22 protein-coding genes are annotated in these 23,258 nt (G+C 65.8%); 6 read left to right on the forward strand and 16 right to left on the reverse strand.

Annotation, left to right across the window (positions count from 1 at the left end; translation table 11 throughout):
- The first annotated feature begins 28 nt into the window (after positions 1-28).
- Complete coding sequence (locus BQ8420_RS18890) at positions 29-517, forward strand: NUDIX domain-containing protein (protein WP_087100491.1); 489 nt, start codon at positions 29-31, stop codon at positions 515-517.
- A 566-nt stretch (positions 518-1,083) separates the two neighbouring features.
- On the opposite strand, the gene trpD is transcribed toward BQ8420_RS18890, so the two are convergent.
- Positions 1,084-2,139: an anthranilate phosphoribosyltransferase gene (gene trpD / locus BQ8420_RS18895; RefSeq protein ID WP_235006357.1), complete on the reverse strand. Its 1,056-nt coding sequence runs from the start codon at positions 2,137-2,139 to the stop codon at positions 1,084-1,086.
- Between the two features lie 264 nt (positions 2,140-2,403).
- On the opposite strand from trpD, the gene BQ8420_RS32005 reads away from it, so the two are divergent.
- On the forward strand, positions 2,404-2,586 hold the full coding sequence (locus BQ8420_RS32005; protein ID WP_087100462.1) for a hypothetical protein: 183 nt from the start codon (positions 2,404-2,406) through the stop codon (positions 2,584-2,586).
- Positions 2,587-2,658: 72 nt separating this feature from the next.
- Here BQ8420_RS32005 and BQ8420_RS18905 read toward each other — a convergent pair whose 3' ends face one another.
- Positions 2,659-3,438 (reverse strand): hypothetical protein, encoded by a 780-nt coding sequence (locus BQ8420_RS18905; protein ID WP_087100463.1) that lies wholly within the window; start codon positions 3,436-3,438, stop codon positions 2,659-2,661.
- A 155-nt stretch (positions 3,439-3,593) separates the two neighbouring features.
- Between BQ8420_RS18905 and tnpA the strand changes: the two genes are divergently transcribed.
- Together tnpA and BQ8420_RS18915 are read left to right on the forward strand one after the other, a co-directional pair.
- Positions 3,594-4,016, forward strand: coding sequence for an IS200/IS605 family transposase (gene tnpA, locus BQ8420_RS18910; protein ID WP_143847398.1), 423 nt, complete (start codon positions 3,594-3,596; stop codon positions 4,014-4,016).
- On the forward strand, positions 4,013-5,230 hold the full coding sequence (locus tag BQ8420_RS18915) for an RNA-guided endonuclease TnpB family protein (RefSeq protein ID WP_087100465.1): 1,218 nt from the start codon (positions 4,013-4,015) through the stop codon (positions 5,228-5,230). The genes tnpA and BQ8420_RS18915 overlap by 4 nt, the downstream gene beginning before the upstream one ends.
- Before the next feature lie 121 nt (positions 5,231-5,351).
- Here the strand turns inward: BQ8420_RS18915 and BQ8420_RS18920 are convergent, their stop codons facing one another.
- The 11 genes from BQ8420_RS18920 to hisG all read right to left on the reverse strand — a co-directional run bounded on the left by BQ8420_RS18920 (position 5,352) and on the right by hisG (position 15,294).
- Positions 5,352-5,864 (reverse strand): hypothetical protein, encoded by a 513-nt coding sequence (locus BQ8420_RS18920; protein WP_235006358.1) that lies wholly within the window; start codon positions 5,862-5,864, stop codon positions 5,352-5,354.
- A gap of 323 nt (positions 5,865-6,187) precedes the next feature.
- Positions 6,188-6,508, reverse strand: a complete 321-nt coding sequence (locus tag BQ8420_RS18925; RefSeq protein WP_200815988.1) for a MazG nucleotide pyrophosphohydrolase domain-containing protein — start codon at positions 6,506-6,508, stop codon at positions 6,188-6,190.
- A gap of 1,094 nt (positions 6,509-7,602) precedes the next feature.
- Positions 7,603-7,935: a hypothetical protein gene (locus tag BQ8420_RS31500; protein WP_143847400.1), complete on the reverse strand. Its 333-nt coding sequence runs from the start codon at positions 7,933-7,935 to the stop codon at positions 7,603-7,605.
- A gap of 328 nt (positions 7,936-8,263) precedes the next feature.
- Positions 8,264-9,154, reverse strand: coding sequence for an aminoglycoside phosphotransferase family protein (locus BQ8420_RS18935; protein ID WP_087100468.1), 891 nt, complete (start codon positions 9,152-9,154; stop codon positions 8,264-8,266).
- Between the two features lie 95 nt (positions 9,155-9,249).
- The gene (locus BQ8420_RS18940; RefSeq protein ID WP_087100469.1) at positions 9,250-9,903 is read right to left on the reverse strand and encodes a C39 family peptidase; all 654 of its coding nucleotides are present in this window, start codon (positions 9,901-9,903) and stop codon (positions 9,250-9,252) included.
- Positions 9,904-9,949: 46 nt separating this feature from the next.
- The gene (locus BQ8420_RS18945) at positions 9,950-10,435 is read right to left on the reverse strand and encodes a hypothetical protein (RefSeq protein ID WP_087100470.1); all 486 of its coding nucleotides are present in this window, start codon (positions 10,433-10,435) and stop codon (positions 9,950-9,952) included.
- Positions 10,436-10,611: 176 nt separating this feature from the next.
- A complete protein-coding gene (locus tag BQ8420_RS18950) occupies positions 10,612-11,265 on the reverse strand; it encodes an HAD-IA family hydrolase (RefSeq protein WP_087100471.1) in 654 nt (217 codons plus the stop codon).
- A 162-nt stretch (positions 11,266-11,427) separates the two neighbouring features.
- The gene (gene hemC, locus BQ8420_RS18955) at positions 11,428-12,291 is read right to left on the reverse strand and encodes a hydroxymethylbilane synthase (RefSeq protein WP_160049355.1); all 864 of its coding nucleotides are present in this window, start codon (positions 12,289-12,291) and stop codon (positions 11,428-11,430) included.
- Positions 12,292-12,398: 107 nt separating this feature from the next.
- Positions 12,399-12,962, reverse strand: coding sequence for an AAA family ATPase (locus tag BQ8420_RS18960; protein WP_087100472.1), 564 nt, complete (start codon positions 12,960-12,962; stop codon positions 12,399-12,401).
- Positions 12,963-13,315: 353 nt separating this feature from the next.
- Positions 13,316-14,260 (reverse strand): phosphotransferase, encoded by a 945-nt coding sequence (locus BQ8420_RS18965; RefSeq protein WP_087100473.1) that lies wholly within the window; start codon positions 14,258-14,260, stop codon positions 13,316-13,318.
- 176 nt (positions 14,261-14,436) lie between these two features.
- Positions 14,437-15,294, reverse strand: coding sequence for an ATP phosphoribosyltransferase (hisG, locus tag BQ8420_RS18970; protein ID WP_235006360.1), 858 nt, complete (start codon positions 15,292-15,294; stop codon positions 14,437-14,439).
- Between the two features lie 435 nt (positions 15,295-15,729).
- Between hisG and fxlM the strand changes: the two genes are divergently transcribed.
- On the forward strand, positions 15,730-16,989 hold the full coding sequence (gene fxlM / locus BQ8420_RS18975; RefSeq protein WP_235006361.1) for a methyltransferase, FxLD system: 1,260 nt from the start codon (positions 15,730-15,732) through the stop codon (positions 16,987-16,989).
- Positions 16,986-17,315, forward strand: coding sequence for a hypothetical protein (locus BQ8420_RS18980; protein ID WP_087100475.1), 330 nt, complete (start codon positions 16,986-16,988; stop codon positions 17,313-17,315). The genes fxlM and BQ8420_RS18980 overlap by 4 nt, the downstream gene beginning before the upstream one ends.
- A 23-nt stretch (positions 17,316-17,338) precedes the next feature.
- On the opposite strand, the gene BQ8420_RS18985 is transcribed toward BQ8420_RS18980, so the two are convergent.
- Genes BQ8420_RS18985 through BQ8420_RS18995 form a run of 3 tightly spaced genes read right to left on the reverse strand, consistent with a single transcriptional unit; the run spans position 17,339 to position 23,177 of the window.
- Positions 17,339-20,416: a type I restriction endonuclease subunit R gene (locus tag BQ8420_RS18985; RefSeq protein ID WP_087100476.1), complete on the reverse strand. Its 3,078-nt coding sequence runs from the start codon at positions 20,414-20,416 to the stop codon at positions 17,339-17,341.
- Between the two features lie 3 nt (positions 20,417-20,419).
- Entirely contained in the window at positions 20,420-21,607 is a 1,188-nt protein-coding gene (locus tag BQ8420_RS18990; RefSeq protein WP_087100477.1) for a restriction endonuclease subunit S, read from the reverse strand.
- The gene (locus tag BQ8420_RS18995) at positions 21,600-23,177 is read right to left on the reverse strand and encodes a type I restriction-modification system subunit M (protein ID WP_087100478.1); all 1,578 of its coding nucleotides are present in this window, start codon (positions 23,175-23,177) and stop codon (positions 21,600-21,602) included. The genes BQ8420_RS18990 and BQ8420_RS18995 overlap by 8 nt, the downstream gene beginning before the upstream one ends.
- Positions 23,178-23,258: the final 81 nt, after the last annotated feature.

The raw sequence follows: 23,258 nt of genomic DNA on the forward strand, positions 1-23,258 counted from the left end.
GCAGGAGATTGACCGCGCACGAGTGGACATGGCCGAGATCGTCAAGCAGAGTGCTCGCGCACTCCTGTTCGACACAGAACGGCGGCTGGTGCTCATCAAGCGCACCAGGCCAGGGCGGGAGCCCTACTGGGTCACGGTGGGCGGCGGACTGGAGCCGGAAGATGCTGACATCGAGGCCACGTTGCGCCGGGAGGTCTTGGAGGAGCTCGGGGGAAAGATCGACCAGGTCCGCCAGGTCTTCCTCATCACGGACCACCTCGCCAAAGGCGTGGGTCTTCAACACATCTTCGCCGCTCGGTTGTGCTCCATGGATTTGGCTCGCCGTACTGGAGCCGAGTTCATCGACCCCGGGCGCGGCACCTACGAGGTGGCCAGCGTTCCCGCCACACGCGCTGCCCTTTCGGAGATCAACCTGCTGCCGACTCAGCTTGCCGAGTTCGCCCAAGCGAACGTCCATAGCCTTGTGGCGCTGCTGGCCCCTGCCGGCGAGGCGTATATGGAAGACGAGGTTTCGTGACCGGATTCGTCAGCCTCAACGGACCGGACAACAGCGGCGAATCGACGCAGCTGCGCACTGGCCGACAACTGGGTGACTTCTGCGACCGCCCGTTCACCGGAATGATCCGGGTCCGTGGGCGTGAGCTGTGGGAGAGGGATACAGCACCTGGCGGTTCACCACCCCAACGACGGAGGAACTGACCGGGACGCTGTTCTCCCGCCACGCCGCCCGTGCACAAGATCGAACTCCCGGCCGGGTTGGGCTCCTCGGCCGCAGATGACACATGCGTCTCGCTAAGGCTGCGCGGTTAAGGAATTGTTTCCCGCCGAGGACGCCTGGTCCCGAGTCCTGGGCGCGGTTGCCTCTGTTGTGAATGCATTACTGCAGCCGGAGCATCCACCCACAGATGAGTCCCGCTCTCGTCCACGGTCATCCCCAACCGGTCTCGGCCCAGGGACCCGCATCGGGCCCACTCATCCCCCGCAGCTGCGACCTCGTCCCACAGGTCCCGAGATCCATTCTGTTGAGTCTCGTAGGGCTCGCCACCAGGGGTGTATTCACCGAGTGCCCCTCACACCGTGCTTCTAGGACAAGGACAGGGATCGGGACAGCTTGATCCAGTCCTGCAGCAGGGTGTGGGCGGAACCGGAGTCCACGGCTGCGGAAACGGTTTCCAGAGTGTTTGCGAACGCCGTGTCCAGCCCGTTCGTCCATCCCTGGTAGGCGGCCAAGGCGCCGGCGGCGTTGGCCAGAACCGCGTCCCTGATCGGCCCGCGCTCTCCCTCCACGACCCGGTGCATCACGCTGGCGTTGAAGGTGGCGTCTCCTCCCCGCAGGGCGTCGGGGCCGCTACGTGGCAGCCCGTGCTCGGCGGTGTCGAGTTGATTTTGCTCGACCCGTCCCTCGGTGACCGCCCATACCTGGGTGGTCGCTGCGGTGGTGATCTCGTCCAGTCCATCGTCACCGCGCACCACTAAAGCGGTGGCACCCCGGTCGGCCAGGACTTGGGCCAGCACGGGGGCCAGCGCGGTGTTGGAACAGCCCACCAGGGACGTGGCGGGAAAGGCCGGGTTGGTGAGCGGGGCCAGGTAGTTGATGGCCGTGGGCACGCCCAGCTTTCTGCGTACCGGTGCTGCGTGGCGCAGGCCTTGGTGGAACACGGGAGCGAAAGTGAACCCGATGCCGAGCGTCTGGACGCATTGGGTGACCTGTGCGGGGTCCAGATCCAAGGGGATGCCTACCGCTTCGAGCACATCTGCGGAGCCCGCTTGAGAGGAGACAGAGCGGCCGCCGTGTTTGACCACGCGGGTTCCGGTCGCGGCGAGCACGATCGCGGCCATGGTGGACACGTTCACGGTGTGGGCACCATCGCCGCCGGTTCCGACGATGTCGACCACGGTGGCGCCGTCGACCTGCAGGGGCACGACGCGTGCCATGAGGGCGTTGAGCAGACCCGCCATCTCAGGGGGTGACTCACCCTTGGCTCGCAAAGCAACGAGGAACCCGGCCAGTTCGGCGGGGTCGGCGGCGTTATCCATGACCTGGCTCATCGCCCACTGGGTCTCGGCCTCGCTCAGGTCCTGGCCTCGCAATAGCGCGGCCAGCAGCTCTCGCCAGGATCGAGTGGTAGTGGCGCTCACGGGGATCTCCGGGGGACGTGCCGACATTCCCTCAGCACAGTAACCATCCTGCCTCTGCTCTACTGCCCGTTTGGGGCAGCCGATGAGGCCCCGCCTCGTTGATGTGCTTGGGCGCGCACTGAGGCTCAGGAGTACTTGGTGTCGAACCAAATGAAGGGCAACGCAGTGTTCCTCACAGAGCATGGTGTGCTGCGCCGTGAGACTGCCCGACAAGACGCGCGCCCGGATTTTCGCACACAGGGGGAGGAGACAGCCCCAGCCTGGGTGTTCGCTGAACGGGCTCTGCTCCTGGAGGCCATCAACACCGAGCGAGCCCGACGTGCTCTGCCCGCCGTCACACTCCAGGATGTGCGAGACGTCGAGACGGCGGCCGTCGGGCACATCGACTACGCCCGAAAACTGTCGTGGCGATGCGCCGAGCTCGCTCTCGGGCAGGCTCAGCCCTAGACACTGGTCTCACCACCCGGGAACACCCGCCGGTCAAGGAATGAGTCAGGAGCGAGCGGCTGCGGCGTATGGCTATTCGGCCCAGTGCTCGGCCCACCTCTGTGAGGCGTCGGCCAAGGCCGTCCGCCACTCTTGCCCGGGGCGAATCCTCGCGTAGTGCCGGTTCATCCGAACATCAGCCCGCGCGAACACCGCCAACGCGTCCGGATCAAGCCGCCCCCACATCGCGGACGCCGACAGGAGCTTTTCCACATCGGCCGCGTCATGGCCCGAGGACACCAGCTGCACGGCCAGGCACGAGGGTGCCACGAGCGCCGACGCCACGGTGGGCCACGCCCAGTCCACCACCCACACCCGGTCGGTGTGGTCGATGAGGATGTTGCGCGGGTGCAGGTCCGCATGGGTCAGGTGGTTCCCCCGGACGACCTTGACCATCTCTCCGGGCAGGGCACGGTCCCACCGGGTCTCCACCCAGAGGCGGGCCACCTCCGGGAGAGGGAGAGCGGTGATCTGGCCCACCGCCTGCACCACGCGGGGCAAGTCTGGTGATCCCGGGGTGAAGTCGGCCGACCTACCCTTGATCACCTCGAAGCCCAGCGCGAACCATCCGGCCCCGCGGGCCTGCCACAGCAAGGCGGGGGCCAGCCCGTTCAAATGCGGATTGATCTGACCCTCACGCTCCACCTCGGACAGCACGCCCCCAGGGCGATCGGGGACTGCCTTGAGGAACACGCGCCCTTGCTCGCTGGTGACCACGGCAGTGGTCGAGTAGTCACTGCCCTCGGCGAGAGGGCTCACGTCGGTGATGCGCCCGGTGTGAGAGGTGATGAGTTCGGTGAGCTCGGGGCCCATCAAATCCTCCTGAGGGGACAAGCGGCTTTAGTCGGTGGGGGATCGGGTTTCCCGCGTAGCGGGACAAGGGCAGCCGAGCCGCCGGTAGGCGGTCCGGCGTCCACTACAGGGCACAGAAAGTAGACCTGTGGCGCTTGTATACTTCTCTCGTGTCTGTGACTCGCAAGGTTCGCCGGTTCTCCGGTGGCGTGTACGACCTCGGACTCCACGTCGTGTGGTGTTCGAAGTACCGCCGCCCGGTACTCGGTGGAGGCGTGGCACAGCGCCTGGAGGAACTGCTCAGGTCCAAGGCCGATGAGCGCGGTTGGCAGATCATCGCAGTCGAGGTGATGCCCGACCAGGTGCATTTGTTCGTCAAGCACGACCCCAAGGCATCGGCGTCATACGTCGCCAACCAGTTCAAGGGGTACACATCGCGCGTTCTGCGTGAGGAGTTTCCCCATTTGAGGTCGAAGCTTCCCACCCTGTGGTCCTCGTCGTACTTCGCCGCGTCCGTGGGAGCCGTCAGCGCTGACACGGTGCAGCGGTACATCGACACCCAGCGGGAACGCCCGTGGAAAAAGGGAGAGGGTACGTGATCCGCGCGTACAAGTTCCTTCTTCGCCCTACCAAGCGCCAAGAGGCATCCCTCACGCAGATGCTGCGCGACCACTGCTCTTTGTACAACGGAGCATTGCAGGAACGCCGCGACGCCTACGCCCACCCTTCGAAGACGAAGATCAGGTACGGCGACCAGTCGGCACAGCTCAAAGAGATCCGGGCGTTTGATCCCGAGCGGCAGGGGCGTTGGTCCTTCTCCTGCCAGCAAGCCACGTTGCGGCGCCTGGACAAGGCCTTTCAGGCGTTCTTCAGGCGGGTGAGGGCCGGTCAAAAGCCCGGGTATCCCCGGTTCCGTGGAGTGGGCCGGTTCGACACGGTGGTCTTTCCCAAGGACGGGGACGGCTGCCGGTGGGACTCCACACCCCAAGATGCGGTGACCCGTGTGCGGTTCCAGGGTGTGGGGCATGTGCGTGTCCACCAGCACCGCCCGGTCAAGGGGCGTGTGAAGATGGTCAGCGTCAAGCGCGAGGGCGGCCGGTGGTTCCTGGTTTTGGCCTGCGACCAGGTACCGGCCCAACCCTTGGAGCCGACCGGGCGTGTGGCCGGTATCGACATGGGTGTGGCCTCCTTCCTCACCACAAGCGAGGGTGAGCACGTGGACAACCCCCGGTTCCTCGCGCGTTCGGCTCACAAACTGGCCCTCGCACAGCGCAACCTGTCCGCCTTCCCCCAGCGGGTCAAGGCGCACAAGCGCACGCGTAAGCACCGTGCGGCACAGGCCCGGGTCAACAGCTTTCACGCGAAGGTGCGGCGCCAACGCCTCGATCACCACCACAAGGTCGCCCTTGACCTCATCCGTTCGTTCGAGGCGATCGCGCACGAACGCCTGAACATCGCGGGTATGACCAGGAAGCCCGCACCCAAGACCGACCCCGAGCAGCGAGGCGTGTTCCTTGCGAACAACGCCGCCGCTAAGGCCGGGCTGAACAAGAGCATCCAGGATGCGGGTTGGGGGGTGTTCCTGGGAATCCTCGCGCACAAGGCTGAGAGCGCCGGTCGTGAGTTGATCCCGGTCGATGCCCGCAACACGTCGCGCACCTGCCCGCGCCAATCGTGCGGGCACACCAGTGCGAACAACCGCCCCGCACAGGAGAAGTTCCGTTGCCTCCAGTGCGGCTATACAGAGCACGCCGACCGGGTGGGAGCGGTCAACGTTGGCATCAGGGCCGGGCTGGTCCTTCCCGTCCTCTGAATGGAGGCAGGAGAAGCCCACCGCTTCAGCGGTGGGAGGAGTCACGTCCTCGGTTTCTGGGGGTAGCCAACAAACGGGTCTGTGGTTCATCGTCCAGCGCCCCTCCAACGCGGGCAGGGGGTCAAGGTGCGGGGCTGATCGTGGTTTCGCGCTCCAGCGGGGTGGTCAGCAGCGTGTCGCACACCGACCGCCACCCGGGGTGCTGGTCGAGGCGGATGTAGCCCTGCGGGGGACAGACCTCGTTGAGCATCCGCTCCAACTCGGCTGCGGTGAACCCCGTGTACTGGCGTACGCGCTGGATCGGCATGGCGTAGCCCACCGAACGGCCCCCGCGGGCCAGGTAGGGATCCACGGTGGCAGCGCTGCCCGCCTGCATCCGCTCGGCGATCTGCGCGATCTGCTCAGGGGTGTCCTCGATCGCGACGTCCAGGTCGATCACCGCACACAGCCGATTCTCCGGCTCGGTCAGGTACACGAACCACTGCGCCGGGGACCCGGTGAGAAAGCGGCGTCGGAACTCGTGGGTCTTCTGACCGGTCCACATCAGCTCGTACCACGGGGGGTCCAGGTTCATCACCACCGGCACCGGACCACAGGTGCAGGCCTTGAGCGAGGACTGGTCCAGTTGGTCCACCAGGGCTCCTCATGTACCAGGGGGCAGGTCGGGGACAGCGTAACCACCAGCGCCCCGGCGCACCGCTACTTTCCCGAACCTCTCCCCTTGGGCTGGCCCGTCCCCGAGAGGAGGGGGTCGGGGCCCGGGTGAGAGGTTCACACCTGCAGGAGCTGGACTGCTCCGGGGACGGGGGAGTGCACGACACGCTCATGGGCAGGGGCATCGTCAGGGGTGGGGATCCACGGGGCGGTCTGGGCCAGATACCAGTCGTGGCTGGGGCGGCGAGAACCACCCGCGAGCGTCCCCGGCTTGATCACCTGGGGTCGCTGCTAGGGGAGGGGTCAATGCCAGGTGCGTTGTTCGTTCACGAGCTCTTTGTCCCGCAGGGCCTGACCCAGGTCGATGTCTTCCCGGTTCGCGATCGAGGCGACATAGATCAGCACATCGGCCAGTTCCGCGCCGAGTTCCCCGACCCTGCTGTTGGGGTCCATGCTGAGCGAAGCGCTCTTGCGCACCGCCTTGCACACCTCCCCAGTCTCCTCCGCGAGCTTCAGGGCCTGATCCACAGTGGTGCTGTCGGCGAACCCGCGCTCCAGCTCCATCTTGGACACGTACTCCTGGATCTGCGCCAGAGTGAGCGGTCCGGGGGGTAGCGGTTTCATGCAAGGCACCTTCGTGGAGGGGGCGAGAGCACGGACGCTACCAGCGCAGCACCCACGTAGGTGGGCAAACGGGCGAATCCGTATTCGCGGAGCCAGCGTGCGCAGCCCTTGCTCGGGCTATGCACAAACCGGGCGGCGCGGTCGTGGGCAATGGGATTCTAGCGATCGCAGGGTGTGTTCAGACATGATGCTCCGTTTTGGTGTGGTCAGCAGTGGCCGACTGTCAGCGTGGGGGCGAGAGAGCGGCACGAACGCCTGCGCGGATCGCTGCAACCGGGGGTTCTGCTTTCGACCCGGCATAGGTTTCGCGGAACAGCGCGGTCACCTCACCCTGGCCGTCGCCCTGGTACACAACCGCCTCCCAGACTCCTTCCAGGTAAAGGTGGCTGAGGACGGACACTTGCGTGTTGCGATTCCTCTGGGAGTTGTATAAGGCTCCCGGGCGCCTGTCGCCGCCGGGACTAAGGCCGGGGAGCAGGTAGATCCGGTCACGGGTGAGATCGGGGATTCCGAGGTCCACCCCCAGCGCGTCGAACACTTCGAGGGCGGCTGGTAAGGCGCTGGCTTCCGAGAGGAGATGGCAGGATGCTTCTTTGTGGCCGCACAGGTTTTCCCAGCGGTCGACCGCACCTTGTGTCGGGTCCGAAGGAAGGACTCGGCCTCGGCGCTCTCCACAGAGGGGGCAGGTGTCCAAGACCTGGACGGCGCGCGACTCGTAGGCCCAAGGAATCTCAGGGCGGGGTGCGACCACCCAAACGATTCGGGTTGGGATCGTCACAGCTTCCCATTCTCATGGTTGAGGTATCACAGGACGGGGGCGTGTCAGTAGGGGCGGCGAGCTGGCGCAGGGTGTGGGGGCGAGCGTCAGCAAACGGTGCCGGATCCGCGGCTCGCGCGGGCCACGATGTCCAGGGCCCTGCGGCGGGAGTCAGCGATCAGGTGGGTCTTGGTCATTAGCCTGCCCCGGGAGCGTCCGAGTGCGACGCTACCAGCGCAGCACCCACGTAGGTGGGCAAACGGGCGAATCCGTACTCGCGGAGCCAGCGTGCGCAGCGCTGGCTCGGGCCATGTTGTCCTCGTGTGGTCCCTCGCCGCTAGGAAAGGGCCGGTCCTGCTTCCTCTTTGTGGTGAGGAACAGCGAGGTGGGCCGAGTAGGACACCCCCTCCGCACGGCGCTCTTTACGCACGCGTCCTTGACGCACCAAGTAATCCAACGTGGTGCGGGTCTGGTTAAGGGTGTAATCGCGGGCCAACGCCTCAACGATCATGCGCGCCGTCCACCATTCAGGTGCTGAGTTCTCCAACAGATCAAGGATGCGCTTGGTCCGCGGCCCGGGGCGCAGCAGCTCTCCAGAGCGGGGATTCAACACCGCCCCTGAAAGCATGTAGAAGTGGAGTTTTGAGTAAAGGTCTTCGATGTCGGTCATTCGCTTACGCAACAGCCACACATTGAACTTCGCGTCCCGAGACTGTTCACGCGACCGCCCCAGGTTGGCTTGTGCGTTCTTGAACTGTTGCAGTTCCCTTTGATAATTTCGGCAGAGTTTATCGAGTGTGCCCTGAAACAGGCGAGTTTATTCCATAGTCAACTCGTGGCTGGGATCGTCGTTGGTCGCCTCAGATAAGTTGGGCAACTGAACCCCACCCTCTCATTACCTAGAGTTTTAATCTGTCACAGTATGCAGTTGGTGGTTCCTGGGTAGCAACCGCGCGCGCCGCAGAGAGCGCACTGCAGGGGCCCTCCGATAGTGCTCTTCATCTGGAGGCTCGTACCAACCGGTCCAGCCCGTGGCGACCACGTTCGACCAGCGCCGCATCACCTTGAGTAAGACCGGTGGCCAGGTAGGAGGCAGCCAGGCGCACGGTCAGCAGCTGCAGAGCGCGTTCCTCGGCCTGTGACAGCTCGCGCCCGTAGCCGTCGAAGAACGCAGCCCGCAGATCAGGGCGTTGCAGCCACACCGCCCCATGAAGCCACACGAACTCCTCCACCAACGGCCCCGGGGCTGCCTTGGCGAAGTCGATGACCCCGAGCCCACGGCGGGGATCCCAGAGCCAGTTGCGGGTGGCGTAGTCGCCGTGGCGATAGACCACGGGCGTTGCGGGAGCGCACCGGGACAGTTCCAGAGCCGCGTCCCTGACCAGAGCCCGCTGGGCGGCGGTGGTGGCTTCCGTGATCAGGGCCAAGATCTGGTCGGCTTCGCCAGCCTGCTCGGCGATCGAGGTGGAAATCCTCGCGCGATCGACGCTCGTGGGCTCAGGAGAGCGCTCATGCCAACGGCGCACGAGTGCGCCAGCGCGGGCATAGACACGCTGCTCCTCGCCGGCGGACAGCCTCAGCCCTCGCACGATGCTCCCGGGCACAGGAGAGGTCGCCAGCGCCAACAAGGACTCGTCGGCGGCCAGCACCCGCGGCGCCTGATGAGGGTCCAGAGCTTGGGCCGCGAAGGCCAGGCCAGCACGCTCGCGTGCATGGTCAGCAATATCGGGGCTGAGCTTGACGTAGACCGCTTGCGTGCTGGTCTTCACATGCCAGACCCGGGAGTCGGCCCGGGGCCAGGACACGTCAGCGACCACGTGCAGCGGACCGAATCGGGCCCTGACCCACAGGGCGAGTTCGCAAGGCAAAGCGTTCGAGGTCCTCGGCATGCCTTCACGGGCTCCTCTCAAAGCTGTCGACAACACCGGAACGGGTATTCGGGGCCGCGGAGGGCTGGCAGCCCGCACGCCAGGCACAGCCCGTATCAGGATCCGGTGGGGTCAACGACGATGCCCCGCTCAGTGGAGAACTGGGAGATCTCTGAGGCAGAAAGCACGGCCGAGACCGCATCAGGGGTGTGCCCGGACGGGTTACGGATGTGGAAGCGCCCGTTTCGGTGGCCGATCACCAACACCAAGTGCCCGCCTTTTCCTGGTGGAGGAAGGTGAGGGCGGCGGATCTCCTTGTGGACCGAGACCAACACCATCCGCCCGCGGTCCAACTCCGCGCGCATCGCTGTGGTGTCCAGGTCTGTGCGGACCTGCGCGTCCAGACCGTGATGGCCACGCACGTACTCCACGAACGGCGCGTACACCAGGCCCTTGACTGATCCGTCAGCCTGCTCCAGGTACCCGCCGGCCCGACGGACTTCGTGCAGGAGTTCCATGAGGGGCGGGGCGTGCCCGTCACGGTGCACCAGCACCATACGCAAACTCGCCATCCCGCAGGCGTGCCGACACCACCGGGCATACTCCCCACGTGAAGCCGCCCCTGAGACCTTCCAGGCCGGATCCTCTCCCGGGGCGTACCCCTGGTAGGCGATTCTTTCGATCAAGCCGGGCGAGGCGTACTGGGTGATCGCAGGTACGGGGTCATGCAGTGTGGCCAGGCCCGTGCAGGCGCCGCATCGTGAATGCATCGGCCTCTCCTTCGTGTGCGGTTTCGCGGCCTTCCGAGGGCAGGCGTCAGACAAACCCTTCGGTGGTCAGGATGTGATCGGCGAACCCCAGCGTCACCTTGCGGGTAGGCGGGTCGACCGTGCGCGGGTCGTGCCAGATCAGATGGAAGAAGGAGGCCTGGACCGCTCGCAGCGCGGTGTCGCGTTCAGGGTGACGGCGTTGGTGGTGTTGCTGTTGCCACTGTTCGCATACCTGCTCGACGTCCGTAGCCCCACCGGCGTCAACGAAGTAGCGCTGGTCCTCGGTCACAGCGCCCATGTGCCACCAATCGCCCCAGTTGAGGGCATCTCCGATGATGGCCAACTCCCATTCGTGGCCGTGCTGGGCGGCCTGGTGGGCCAGGGCCCAGGCCATGAGAGGGCATGCCCCCTGCTGGAACCAGGCGACCGTCGGCGCGGTGAGCACGCCCGGGGTCACCTCGATGGTGAAGGATCCGTAGGTGAGGGTGGTGGAGGAACCAACCTGTGGTGACGAGGGGTGTCGGGAGTTCATGGGCACCATGGTGTCGAAGGGCTAGGCACCGCACCAGATGAGCAGCAAGACCGCTGAGCCCGCGGAGTCGTTCGGGCAGCGCCGACCGACTCCGGTCAGAGAGCAGGTCCGGGTTGGCGCGTTCTGCAAGCTCTCCCCGTACCGCGGTAGCTGGCGCTCCGGGCAGGGGTGAACCCTCAGGTGCTCTCCTGGGTGGGGCCCAGGCCTAGCAGTTTCGCGACCCGCTGAGCCAGCCCTGGGCTGCCGTCGGCGTGCACGGTCGTGATCCCCAGCTCCTGAGCGGGGGTGAGGTTGTCGGGGTGGTCGTCGACGAACACGCACTCGGTGCTGTCCAGGCCCAGCCGCTCCACCGTGCGTTGGTAGATCAGAGGGTCGGGCTTGGCGATACCTTCCACCTCCGAGAGCACCGTCACCTCACACAGCCCACTCACACCGAGCACCTGGTAGGGGTCATAGGGGTCGCGGCCGAAACTGTTGGACAGCACCGCCGTGCGCAGGCCGGCGCGACGTGCTGCGCGCGCCAGCTCGATCATCTCCGCAGCCGGTTGCGCCTGCGCCCAGACACGGCCCATGAGGTTGTCGTGATCCTCGACCTGCAGCAGCGGGGCCGTCAGCCGGTTCCATTCGGCCTGGGCCAAACGCCCGGCCTCCAGCTCCTGGTACAGGCGGCGCCCTTCGGGATGGCGCCCCAGGGTGTGGCTCCAGGCGTGGGCGGGCAGGCCTTGGCTCACGCACCAGCGCCGCAATGAGGGGCCCACCTCGGTGGTCAGGACGCCGACGAAGTCGAGGATGAGCCCGCGAAACCGGGGGGAAACAGGGGCGGAGTACATGGGGTCTGTCCGTTCGTGGAGGGGGAGAACACGGCCGGGTTGTCGGGCTGCGGCGAGTCTTCAGCCAGAACAGTGATTTCCCTGCTCGCCCGCTTTTACACCGCCCGAACAGCCCCGCCGCACTCACACCATCGGGTGTGGGCCCTGTCCACGGCCTGTGCTTCAGGTGTTGGAAGCCAGGACGGCCTCTACCCCCTTCTCAAGGAGCAGTTGGGCCACGCGCTCACCCACCATCTCCGGGTGATCGGTCTCGCCGGTGGCCTCGGCGCGGATGGTGGCACGGCCATCGGTTGAGGTCACCTGGGCGAGCAGGTGCAGCTGCCCGGCGTGGATGCTGGCGTAGGCGCCGGTGGGTACGTGACAGCCGCCCCCCAAGATCTGCATGAGCGCACGTTCGGCCTGTGTGGTGGCCGCAGCTTCCGCGTCGTGCACTGCGGCTACCACCCGCGCCAGCGCGGTGTCGGCGGAGCGCACCTGCACCGCGATCGCCCCTTGGGCCGGGGAAGGCGGCCACTGGGTGGGGTCCAGGTACTGGGTGATGTTCTCCTGCAGACTCAGCCGGTGCAGCCCGGCTGCGGCCAGCACCACCCCGGACAAGCCCCGCTCGCGCATCTGCCGTAGCCGTGGGGGGACGTTGCCTCGGATCGGGACCGCCTCCACCCCGGGGCAGGCGTGGTGGAGTTGACCCACCCGGCGGGGCGCGCTGGTGCTCACCCGCTGCCCGACGGTCAGCGCACCCAGGGTGGTGCCGCACAGGGCATCGCGCACGGCCCCGACCGCCTCTTCGGGGCGGGTCGGTACTGCTGCGCGAGTGAGACCGTGGGCCAGGCGGATACTGCGAGGGGTTCCGGGCTGACGGTCCACATAGCCCAGTTCGACCAGGCGGTCGATCTGACGGGAGACAGCAGAGGGGCTGGCCATGCCCGCACGGTCGGCGATCTCCCGCAGCGTCGGCGCGTACTTGTGTTCGGCGGTCAGGGCGTGGATCGCAGCCAGAATCGTTCCCTGTGTCGGGGTCAGGGGCATGGGGCCCTCCCGCCTGCATTGGTGCTGGTAGGCAGGCATTTTAGGGAGCTGAGGTGACAACCAGGACACGGCGGCGAGCCCACCGGCTCTCAGAGGCGAAGGGGCCCTCAGACCTGACTTTCCCGGGGCGCCAGGCCGCTGTCCTTCAGGATTCGCGCCACGCTCTGATCGAGGCTGCTGTGTTCGTCGATGACCTCCTCCACCCCGCCGGGGAGCAGGTCACGGGGCCGCCACCACTGACGCAGCACGGTCTCACCGACCTTATCTGCGATGGGTTTTGTCGCGTGGCGCTCCAGGGTGGTGGGGAAGGGGATGTCGAAGTAGTAGCAGTGGGCCACCCCCGGGCGGTCGCGGATCAGGCGGGTGAGCATGTCCCCGTAGTGGGCCACGTAGAAGATGCCCTCCAGCACCACGTGGAATCCGTGGATCAGGGCGTGGCGGGCCATGAGGTCGATGAGTTCGACGTTGGCGGCGCCTGGGCGGTCCCGCTCCCTGAGGATCTCGCGGCGTACTACGTCCTGGCCGATGATCGCGAGTCCCCGCCCGTACTCCGTCCGTAGGGTCTGGGCCACGGTGGACTTGCCTGAGGCGGAGTTACCCCTCAACACGACCAATCGCGGTGCGGAAGGGGAGCCGGGCTGGACCTGATCGTGGCGTTCCAACGAGGTCATGGGCACGACTCTAATCGAGACCACATCCGCTCGCAGGCCGAAACGGACAGGCTCCTTACCTTCGCTGCACACTTGAACCTTCCACGCACTGGGCCCTGCCCGGCTACCCTGCCGGTGCGACAACCTCCTACGCCGCCCCTGGTGGTGGGGTGTTGCTGGTCCAGCTGCGGTCAGTCCGCGCGCTGCGTTCGAAGCAGGAGCGAACCGGTGGGTCCCGAGGCCTGGACTTTGTCACGCAAACCAGGGTCCGGACCTGCTGGGTGGGCACGTGAGGCGGGACCTGGCCCGGCTCTCGAGACCGCCCTCATCAAGCTGGCGCAACCGTAGGCGACACTCCAGTACTGGCCGATGGGTCAGCACTTCAGCCGTGCGCGCAGCCACCGAAGAACCGCTTCTCCTTTGGCGTGCTGGTGGGCGCGCAGAGTGGGGATGTTGGGCGGGGCGGGCTGCTGGCACTGGGTGAGATAGTCCCCGGCGAGCGCGGCGAGCACCGCGTTGACGGCACCTGCCTCCACCCCGCAGGCGTGGGGGTAGTGGTGCCATACCTGCTCGGGGTCGACCTGGGGGCTGGAAGCGGCCACGGACGGCAACAGCATCAGCAGGTCCAGCCACGGCGCCGCCGCCACCGCATAGGGCCAGTCCACGAGCACCACCCGCTCTGGGGTCAGGAGCATGTTGTCCGCGCGCAGGTCGGTGTGGGCGAGCGTGTCGCCGGTGGCCGCGGTTGCCCAGTCCTTCTCCAGGTCGGTGAGCAGCCCCAGGTTCTCCCTGGCCCAGGCCGGGAGTGCCTCAACGTGCGCTGAGCTTGCACCGGAGCTCAACCGGCTCCATGAGGAGTAGGCAACGGCCAGGTCCTCGGAGGCTGGCACCGTGCCGACGGGGGCGGGGGTGAGGGCATCGGCCATATCAGCGAGAGTGGCCACGACCCGCTCCAGCTCGTGTTGCTGCCAGGGCTGGGCCGGGGTGTGCCCGGCGACGTCGTCGAAGACGAGCATCACCCAGTGATCGTCGTCAAAAGACCAGCGTAGACGGGGCGCAGGGGCCTGCAGGGGAAGCGTCTGGTTCACCTGGATCTCGCGCCGGTACAGGCCCGGAGCGTGCGGATCGCGCCTGGAGTGGATGGCCTTGGCGAACACCCGCTGCCCGTCCGCCAGGACCAACCGGGACGCCAGCCCCGGACTGAACCCCCCGACCTGGCGCTGTTCGTCGACCACGGCAGCGCCGAACACGTCGATGAAAGCGGTGGTGAGGTGGTCGGGCAGCTCACCCCAGCCGAGCCGATGAGCAGAGTTGGCCATCGCGTGATCCTTAGGTGCGGTCTGAACCTGGTCCGGTGAACGGCAAAAAGGAAGGAAGCGCGCCGGGCTATCTGAAGCAGAGGTCGGGTTGCTGGTCACCGACGCCGGAGGCCCGCCCCTGGTGCAGGCCTGGTCCGGGCCTCCTTCGCAATGTCACGATCGCCCCGCGGGCGGGGCTATACCCGACACGCTTGGATCTTGGTGACCAAGAGGGCCCGGGCACCTGCCTGTTCCAACTGATCCATGATCGTGTGCGCTCGCGCGGCAGGCACCATGACCCGCACAGCCGACCAGCCCTTGCGGTGCAGCGGTGAGATGGTCGGGCCCTCCTTGCCGGAGCTGACCGCCAGGGCCCGGTCCAGGTGAGCGGCCTCGATGTCGTAGTCGAGCAGCACGTAGTCACGAGCCACCAAAACGCCGCTCAGACGCCGCAGGAAGCGTTGCGAGGTGTCGGTGCTGGGGTCGCACTGCCCTCGGATGACGATGGCTTCTGAACGCATGATGGGCTCACCGATGACTTCCAGCCCCAGGTGCGCCAGAGTCGCACCGGTTTCCACCACGTCCGCGATCACGTCCGCTACGCCCAGGCGTAGCGCGGTTTCGACCGCACCCTCCAGGCGCACGATCCCGGCTGGCTCAACGCCGAGGTCGGCCAGGTGCTTGGCCACTACCGCGGGGTAGGAGGTCGCGATGGTCTTACCGTCCAGGTCCTGCACGCTCTGAGCGGTTTCGGGGTGGCCCGCGAAGTGGAAGGTGGAGCGGGCAAACCCCAGGGCGAGGATCTCCTGGGCCGGGGCTATGGAGTCGATGAGGAGATCGCGGCCGGTGATACCCATGTTCAGCTGCCCCGAGCCCACGTAGGTGGCGATGTCGCGGGGGCGCAGGTAGAAGAACTCGATCCCGTTGGTCTCGTCGGTGACCACGAGTTCCTTGGAGTCGGTGCGCTGCTGGTACCCGGCCGCATGCAGCAACGCGACCGCCTCGGCGTTCAAGGACCCCTTGTTGGGTACAGCGACACGGAGCAGGGACGACATGGGTGACCTCTCGTGTGGAAGCGCGGTGCCCTCATGGTCTCAAACCAGCCAGGCCCGTGTTGGCTCTTCGCTGAGGCCACCCACGAGCCAGGGCCGGGCTGTTGCCCTCGCCAGATCTGCGCCCAGCACCGACCCCCCTTTTCGGATCGGGTCCGGGCGCTGAGGCGGTCGAAAGCCCGAGCGCGCTGTTGCAGTCGGACAGTGCCGCCATCGGCTGATCCTGCGCGGCGACGACCGTCACCAGGGCGGTGGCGCAGTGAGCACCACGAAGCCTCACCTAGACGACCAGCCTCCGTGGTGAACATGCGACCGACGGCGGGGAAGACCTCACACCTGAGACACACGCCACCAGCAGGCGAGCCGCCCACAGGGCCTTTGCTCACTGCTTTCGGGAAGAACACCACCTGCCACATCCTGCCCGGCTAACCTGCCGGTGTGACAACCTCTGAGACCACCCCCGCCCACCGCAGCACCGACCACGTCGACGCTCTGCGTGAGCGGATGATCGAGCGGCTGTGGGCCGTCAACGCTCTACGGTCGGAACCGGTAGCCGTCGCCGTGCGCGCGGTACCGCGCCACTTTTTCGTACCTGACTTTCCGCTGGAGGAGGTCTACGATCCCCAGGCCGTGCTGCGGACCAAGTTCGACGGCAACGGGGAAGCCACCAGCTCCATCTCGGCCACCTGGATCCAGACCCTGATGCTGGAGCGCGCCGACCTTCGGCCGGGGATGCGGGTGCTGGAGATCGGCAGTGGCGGCTACAACGCCGCCCTGATCGCCGAGGTCGTCGGCCCCGACGGACAGGTGACCTCGATCGACATCGACCCCGAGGTCGTCGACCGGGCCCGCAGCCGCCTGGCCCAGAGCGGGTACGCCGACCGAGTGGAGGTGGTGCTCGGCGACGCCGAACACGGACACCCCGCCGGCGCCCCCTACGATCGGATCATCGTCACGGTCGCCGCCACCGACCTGCCCCCGGCCTGGACCGAACAGCTCATCGAGGGCGGACGCCTGGTCCTGCCCTTGGGCGTGCGGGGGTTTCAGCGCGTCTACGCCTTCACCCACCACGGACAGGACCTGCTGGTAGGGGAGACCGGCGACCACACCGGGTTCGTACCCATGCAAGGGCTGGGCGCGCCAGCGCCTACCATCGTGTCGCTCACGGACCAGGTGGCGCTGACCACCGACGCCGACCCCGTCCCTTCCCCTGGCCGGTTGCCTGAGGTATTCGCCGAGCCCGCCTACGAGGAGCGCTCCGGGGTACGGATAGGCCGCAACGAATACTTCGGAGGTCTGCAGCTGTGGCTGGCCACCACCCTGCCCGGCTTCGCCACCCTGTCCGGTGATGCCGAGGCCCTGGGCCACGCCACCATTGGCGTGCACCAGAGTCCAGCGGTCTGGGATGGCACCGGCCTGGCCTACCTGGTACTGCCCCAAACATCGACCGACCCCGACCAGTGGGAGTTCCTCGCCCGCGGCCACGGCCCCAACGCCACCGAACTGGTCCACCGCTTGGTCGAGCACGTCCGCCGGTGGGACCGCGAACATCGCCACGGCCCCGGCCCCCGATTCCTCGCCAACCCCGCTCTCCCCGACGCACCCGAAGTAATCCGCACGCGGCACACCCGCCTTCTCCCCCTGTGGGATCAGCGCGAGAGCCCCCAGGTGGACTGGGAAGCCGACCGGGACGCATGAGCACACCCCCACCCCAGGCACCCGACCTGGACCACGCCTGGGGGCACGCGGTCACCGCCCTGGACCTGACCACCCTGCCGGTGGGGGAACGGCACCGCGGAGTGAGCGGCCGAACCCTGAGCGGACCGGTCACCCGCCCCGACGGCTCCCCGGCATGGCTGCGGGTGGAGTCCGCAACCAAGCCGGGCGGACGGATGTGGGAGGGCAACCGGCTCGCCGAGGAACTCCTGCCCCGCACATCCCCCGGCCCCGACTACTGGCCGCACACACCTGGGGTACCGCCCCCCACACTCTGGAAATTTGTAGCTTTCCATGTGGATCGCTAGTCAAGTGTCGGGTCTGTGTGTCGTTAGTCGACGAGGTAGTGGGCTTTGATGTAGGCGACGGTGGAGTTGTATGGTTCGCCCACGGGCTTCAAGGCGTATTTGCGGAAGACTGCGGCGGTGGCACGGCGGACGCCTCGGTTGCGTTCGTCGGCGTTGTCCCATGACTGGCTGAGGGTGCGGGTGACGACTTTGTCGATCTCCTCGGCCAGGTTCCGTTCGGTGACGGTGAGGCCGGACGGTGCGTGGTCATGGATGATCCGTGACAACACGCCCACGTGGTCATCGTCCAGGACAACGACGGCTTCGTTGGGGTGCTTCTCGGCATCTACGACGGCCTTGGCGACACGAAGTGCTTCGGACAAGAACGCCAACGCGTCCTGGGAGTTCTGGATGATCCGCTCCCGCAGCAGCCTGATCCGCTCCGCCAGGGCGGTGTACTTCGCTGACCCTGGTTCGACGCCCTTGTCGAGGGCGGCCTTGATACGGTCCAGGATCTCCGCTGCGGACGGCGGCGTCTTGTCCTCGCCGTCGTCCTTGCCGGGTTTGGGATGGACGAGAGTCAGCAACTCCTTCAGAATGGCGATGCCCTGGGCGTCCAGCACCAGGGATTCCTCCTGAGATGCGGCCACAGAGAAGGAGTGGACGTGGGTGTTGATGATCCCCAGGACCATCGGCCCCAGCGCGCCCAATCGTTCCTTCCTTTCCTCGCCGGAGGACTTCTTGAACAGGGTCGTGTACACCGAACCGAACAGCCCGAAGCCGTCCCGATACTTGGCGATGCGCTTGTCAGTGCTGATGAGCGGATACAAGCGGGCCAGGAGCCGGAAGTCCTTACTGAACACCTCGACTGCGCCTTCGTTGCGGTCCAGGAAGGTGTTGATGGCGCGCACGGACTCGTAGCCGTGGACTGTGAGGTCCAGGTCCTCCACGTCAGCGAGGAGGTCTTCGATGCGGGCGAACGTGGTGCGGAACTCGGAAACCAGCTCGGACAGGGCGGTGACGAACCCACCGCCCTTGCTGCCGCCGTTCGCGGTGGGATCGACGACGGCTCGCTGGACCTCTTCGGCCAGGCCGATGTAGTCCACGACCACGCCAGAGGTCTTCACATACCCGGTCGGGGAGACCCAGGTGCGGTTGGGTCGGGTGATGGTCTGGAACAGGTTGTGGGCCTTCAGCGGCTTGTCCAGGTACAGGACACCCTCGTTGGGAGCGTCAAACCCCGTCATCAACTTGGCGGTCACCACCAGGAAGCACAGGGGGTCGTCCGGGGCGAGGAAACGCCGCTTTTGCTCCTCTTCCTCGGCCTCTGAGAGCTGGAACTTCCGCATCGCGGGGTCTTCGCTCTTGGCATCGGAGACGGAGATGTTCACCTCAGCGGTGATCCGGTCATGCTTGCTGACCTCAGCGAGTACCTGAGAGGCCTCGAAGCCGGCTAGCAGCTCGTTGATCTTGTCCGTGTACGCCACGGCCATCTCACGGTTGTACGCGACAACCTGCGCTTTGAGGCCGTTGCGGTAGGCGCCGGCCAAGTAGTGGTCCATGATGTCCTGACAAACCGCGCCGATACGATCGGGGTTGGCGAACACCGAGGTCAGACGACCAAACTTGCGGGACAATGCCTCACGATCAGGATCGTCGAGATCGAAGTCGTCGGCGAACTGATCAAACTCGGCCTGCAACTCCTGGTCGTTCATCTCGAACAGGACCGGGTGCGGATCCAGCATGACCGGGACGGTCGCCTCGTCCAACAAAGACCGGGACACCGAGTACCGGTGCAGCACCCGCCCCGGGTCCTCCTGGTCACCAAACAGGGCGAAAGTGTCGGTGGACAAGTTCTTGACAGGGCTGCCGGTCATGCCGAAGAACTTCGCGTTTGGCAGTGCCGCGCGCATCCGCCCGGCCAGGGACGCATCCCGGGTGGACTGGGTGCGGTGGGCCTCGTCCACCAACACGATGATGTTACCCCGCCTCGACAGATTCTTACCGGCATCGGCGAACTTGTGGACAGTCGTGGAGATGACACCGCGCACATCGTCGGACAACAGCGAACGCAACTCCCGACCGGTCGAGGGCTGGTGGAAGTAGGCGTCTCCCATCGCGGAGGTGAAGACTCCGGAGGTCTGCCGGACGAGTTGGAGCCGGTCTGAGAGCAGGATGATCGTGGGCGAGTCAGTGCGGGCATCGGCCAACAAAAGGGAGGCAGTGAACACCATCAGCAGCGTCTTCCCGCTGCCTTGGTGGTGCCAGATCAACCCTTTCCGGCCGCCAGCGAGGACCCGCTCGTGGATCAAGTGGGCGGCTTCCAACTGCGGGTAGCGGGGCAGGTACTTCTTATCCGCCCCACCACCGGAGGTGTCGAAAAGGGCGAAGTTGGCGAGCATGTCCAGGATCGTGGCCGGATTGAGCAACAACTCGACCGAGCGTTGCACGTCGGCCTGCCCGGACAGGTTCTCGTCGTCGGAAGTGGAGCGGAAGGGCTGCCACAGGTTCGTGGGCGCCCCGGCGGCACCGAACCGCAGCTTCAGCCCGTCCGAGGCGATGGCGAAAACGTTGGGGGTGAAGAACCAGGGGTACTCGGTGGCGTACACGTTGTTGATCTCGCGTGCGGCATCGGCCCACGCGGACTTCGCGGTCGGGGACTTCACCTCGACTACGACCAGGGGCAGGCCGTTAATCCAGTACACGAGGTCGAACCGGCGGGAGGGCTTGCCGGGCACGGAGATGGACACCTCGTCCGAGACGATGAGGGTGTTGGCGGTCGGGTGCTCGAAGTCGATGACCTTCAGGGCGTGCCACGTACCCTCGGAGTCTCGAAACTCCTTGTGCCCACGCAGCAGGTGCAGCACCTGCTCGTTGGCCCGTACCAACCCGCCTTCGACGGCGTTGACCGTAGCGACGATCTCCTCGACCACGGTGTCCACAGCGAATCCGGCGATCACTCCGGGGTTGAGTCGGATGAGGGCTTCCCGAAGAGGCCCGGAGACCACCGTCTGAGTGGTCTCACGGGCCAGCGACCTGCCCGCAGTGAACTCCCAGCTCATGGGGAGAGACCACTGGATCATCAGATTCTGAAATTCACGCTCCTGAATGCCCTTCGCCACAGATCAGAACTCCAATTCAGCGGACTTGATGTCGATGGTGCGGTCCAGCAGCCCCGACAGGAGCCTGGCACGGACGTTGCGGAGCCGGTCGGCTTCGGCGCGGATCGTAGTGGCCTGCGCCTCCATCGCGTCCAGTGCCTCCGCCGCCTGCTCCTGCTCAGGCCGAGATGGGACGGGAAGCGCCACCGACAGTAGCTGGTCGGGGTTGAGCCGCTTACGGCGCTGCACGGTTCCGACGACCCTGCTCTGCATCTCCGCCCACAGCCGAGGTGTTCGGCAGGCGTGCTTCATCCACTTTGGGGCGATGTCATCGGCAAGGGTGAAGGTCGGGAACTCGTTGCTTGCTACGAAGCCGTCGAACTCTGCGGGAACCACGGTGATCGGTCCCTCCCAAGCAGTCAACTTTCGCATTACCACCTGGTTCGCCCGAAGGACATTCATTGCGGTGTACTCGGTATCTGCCCCGTCGAACACGTCCTTGTCTACGAGACCCTTGCCAGAATTGAGCACTCCGGCGAGATGGTAGGTAGTTCCCGATTCCATTGGCGTCCGAACGACATCGTGGTGCATCACGTCACCGAGGGCTCTGGTCTCGGCCTCGTCGCCTTGAGAAGTAAGCCAGAGCAGGGATGTTGCTGCCAGGTAGACGCCTTCCAGCGCGGCGGCCTCTGTGTCCAATGCAGTGATTTGGTCTTCTACCGTGCCAATGACCTCGACGATCTGCTCCTGCGCCAGCAACGGCGGCAGGACCACCGAGATGAGCGCGAGGCTCTTGGAGTTCAACGTCTTGCCCTTGACCGCGCGAGGTGCGTTCTCCATGAGGTCATGGGACTCCAGCCAGGCCGCAAGATACCGGTCATAGACTGTGGAACGGTCACGTGGATCAATGCGAACGATGGCCTCGTTCGGATAGACGTCCCGCTCAGCGAAGCCGACACGGCCGATGGTGAGCTTGAAGCTCATCAGCAATGAGCCAGCAGGGGCCAGCTTGGCCTTGCCGTCCGTGATTGCGGCACTAGTGACCCCTTCGCGCGTTGGGTTCACCGTCCATGACCGCTCAGGCATGTCTGCGATGGTGCAGAACGGGTACGTTGTGTCTGTTGTCCAGTAATCTGGGTTCTTACGGTCGGGCGTACGGCCAATCGAGAGGTCCGCGATTGCCCCAAGAGTGGTCTGCTCCCATTCACTCATCGAATCCCCCGACCCCAGCTGCGTCGAGTACGTCGAGCATCCGCTGCTCTGTCTTCTGGCGCTCCGCTCGGGCGAGGTTGTACGCCTCGATCATGGTGCTGAGGTCTTCGGCCTCAGTAACGGCCTGCTTGATGTAGCGGCCGATGCTGAGGTCATACTCGTTCGCCATGATCTCTGAGGTGGGAACGAAGCGTGCGGAGAGGCCACCGTGACCATCCGGGTCTGCCGGGTTGCCAGCGGCATCGAAAGCCGAATGGTAGGTCTTTGCCGTATCTACGATGTCAGTGTCAGTCAGGACGTTGCGCTTCTTGGCCTTGGTGAACCGTTTGGAGGCGTCGACGAACAGCACACCGTCCTGTCGCTCCGGGGCCTTGGTACCGGGCGCTCGGAACACCAGGATCACTGTGGGGATGGTGGTGCTGTAGAAAAGGTTGGAGGGCAGCCCGATGACGGCTTCCAGGAGGTCGTCATCCAGGACACGCTGGCGGATGGTTGCTTCCTGGCCGCTGCGGAACAGAACGCCGTGGGGTAGGACGACACCGGCGCGGCCCTTCTTCGGGTTCATGCTGGCGATCATGTGCTGGACGAACGCCCAGTCCGCCGATGACTGCGGGGCGACTCCGCCGATGGCGCGCGGGTCCTTGGCCCAGGGCTTCCACTTGAGGCTGTAGGGCGGGTTGGCGACGATCACGTCGAACTGCGCCATGGATCCATCCGGCTTCTTGAAGCGCGGGTCCTTCAGAGTGTCGCCGACCTCGACCTGGAACTGGGTCAGGTTGTGCATGAAGAGGTTCATGCGTGCTACACCGGCGGTGTCCGGTACGGCCTCCTGCCCGTGCAGGCGGAGGGTGTAGCCGCGGCCACCGCGCGCTTTCAGGAGGTTCGCCGAGGCGATAAGCATGCCGCCTGACCCGCAGGTGGGATCGTACACCGACTCGTAGCCCTTGGGGTCCAGGACCTCGATGATCAGCTCGACGACTTCGCGCGGGGTGAAGAACTGGCCCGCGCGAGTTCCTGATCCATCGGAGAACCGCTTCAGGAGATACTCGTACGCCCCGCCGAGCACGTCGTGGGACATGTTGCCCTCATGCATCTTCGGGGCGCGGTCCATCGCCTGCATGACCGAGGCCAACACATCTCCTGATAGCACTTCTTCAGAGGTCCAGGTCATGGACCCGAACAGTCGGGAGAACTTGTCAGGGTTGGCGGACTCGATGGCCTGCAGTGAGGCGCGAACACGCTGCCCGAGGCCGGGCTGGGTGATGGTGGCCAGGATGGACGCCCATGAGGCGCGACGTTCCCGAACGGCGCCAGGATGGATGAACGGGATCTCGAACGATTGGTAGTCGCGGTACTCGATCTCCTGGGACTCCTCAGCGGAGAGAGCGCTCAAGACCTCGGCATTGTCTTTCAGGAACTCCTGGTGTTTGTGCTCCCAGGTGTCCGACAGGTACTTCCAGAACATGAGCGGGAAGACGACCGAGGAGTACTGCGCTTCGGGCATCGCCACGCGCAGCTCATCGGCGGCGTCCCACAACCGGCTCTCGATTTCCTGTTGTGTCACTGCCATCAGTTGAGGGTGTCCTTGCTTGTCAAAGGGGGCGACCTGAAGTCCGTGGTGTTCCTTCTGGCGACCCTAATTTCGGGCGTG

The sequence above is a fragment of the Nocardiopsis sp. JB363 genome, from assembly GCF_900143625.1.
In the GTDB taxonomy this organism is placed as follows: Bacteria; Actinomycetota; Actinomycetes; order Streptosporangiales; family Streptosporangiaceae; genus Nocardiopsis.

Bases quoted from the DNA above. Each gene is read 5' to 3' on its own strand.
- BQ8420_RS18890 (WP_087100491.1), top strand. From the start codon at position 29: ATGGCCGAGATCGTCAAGCAGAGTGCTCGCGCACTCCTGTTCGACACA.
- BQ8420_RS18905 (WP_087100463.1), bottom strand. From the start codon at position 3,438: ATGGGCCCCGAGCTCACCGAACTCATCACCTCTCACACCGGGCGCATC.
- BQ8420_RS18925 (WP_200815988.1), bottom strand. From the start codon at position 6,508: ATGAAACCGCTACCCCCCGGACCGCTCACTCTGGCGCAGATCCAGGAG.
- BQ8420_RS31500 (WP_143847400.1), bottom strand. From the start codon at position 7,935: ATGACCGACATCGAAGACCTTTACTCAAAACTCCACTTCTACATGCTT.
- BQ8420_RS18935 (WP_087100468.1), bottom strand. From the start codon at position 9,154: ATGCCGAGGACCTCGAACGCTTTGCCTTGCGAACTCGCCCTGTGGGTC.
- BQ8420_RS18940 (WP_087100469.1), bottom strand. From the start codon at position 9,903: ATGCATTCACGATGCGGCGCCTGCACGGGCCTGGCCACACTGCATGAC.
- BQ8420_RS18945 (WP_087100470.1), bottom strand. From the start codon at position 10,435: ATGAACTCCCGACACCCCTCGTCACCACAGGTTGGTTCCTCCACCACC.
- BQ8420_RS18950 (WP_087100471.1), bottom strand. From the start codon at position 11,265: ATGTACTCCGCCCCTGTTTCCCCCCGGTTTCGCGGGCTCATCCTCGAC.
- hemC (WP_160049355.1), bottom strand. From the start codon at position 12,291: ATGCCCCTGACCCCGACACAGGGAACGATTCTGGCTGCGATCCACGCC.
- BQ8420_RS18960 (WP_087100472.1), bottom strand. From the start codon at position 12,962: ATGACCTCGTTGGAACGCCACGATCAGGTCCAGCCCGGCTCCCCTTCC.
- BQ8420_RS18965 (WP_087100473.1), bottom strand. From the start codon at position 14,260: ATGGCCAACTCTGCTCATCGGCTCGGCTGGGGTGAGCTGCCCGACCAC.
- hisG (WP_235006360.1), bottom strand. From the start codon at position 15,294: ATGTCGTCCCTGCTCCGTGTCGCTGTACCCAACAAGGGGTCCTTGAAC.
- BQ8420_RS18980 (WP_087100475.1), top strand. From the start codon at position 16,986: ATGAGCACACCCCCACCCCAGGCACCCGACCTGGACCACGCCTGGGGG.
- BQ8420_RS18990 (WP_087100477.1), bottom strand. From the start codon at position 21,607: ATGAGTGAATGGGAGCAGACCACTCTTGGGGCAATCGCGGACCTCTCG.
- BQ8420_RS18995 (WP_087100478.1), bottom strand. From the start codon at position 23,177: ATGGCAGTGACACAACAGGAAATCGAGAGCCGGTTGTGGGACGCCGCC.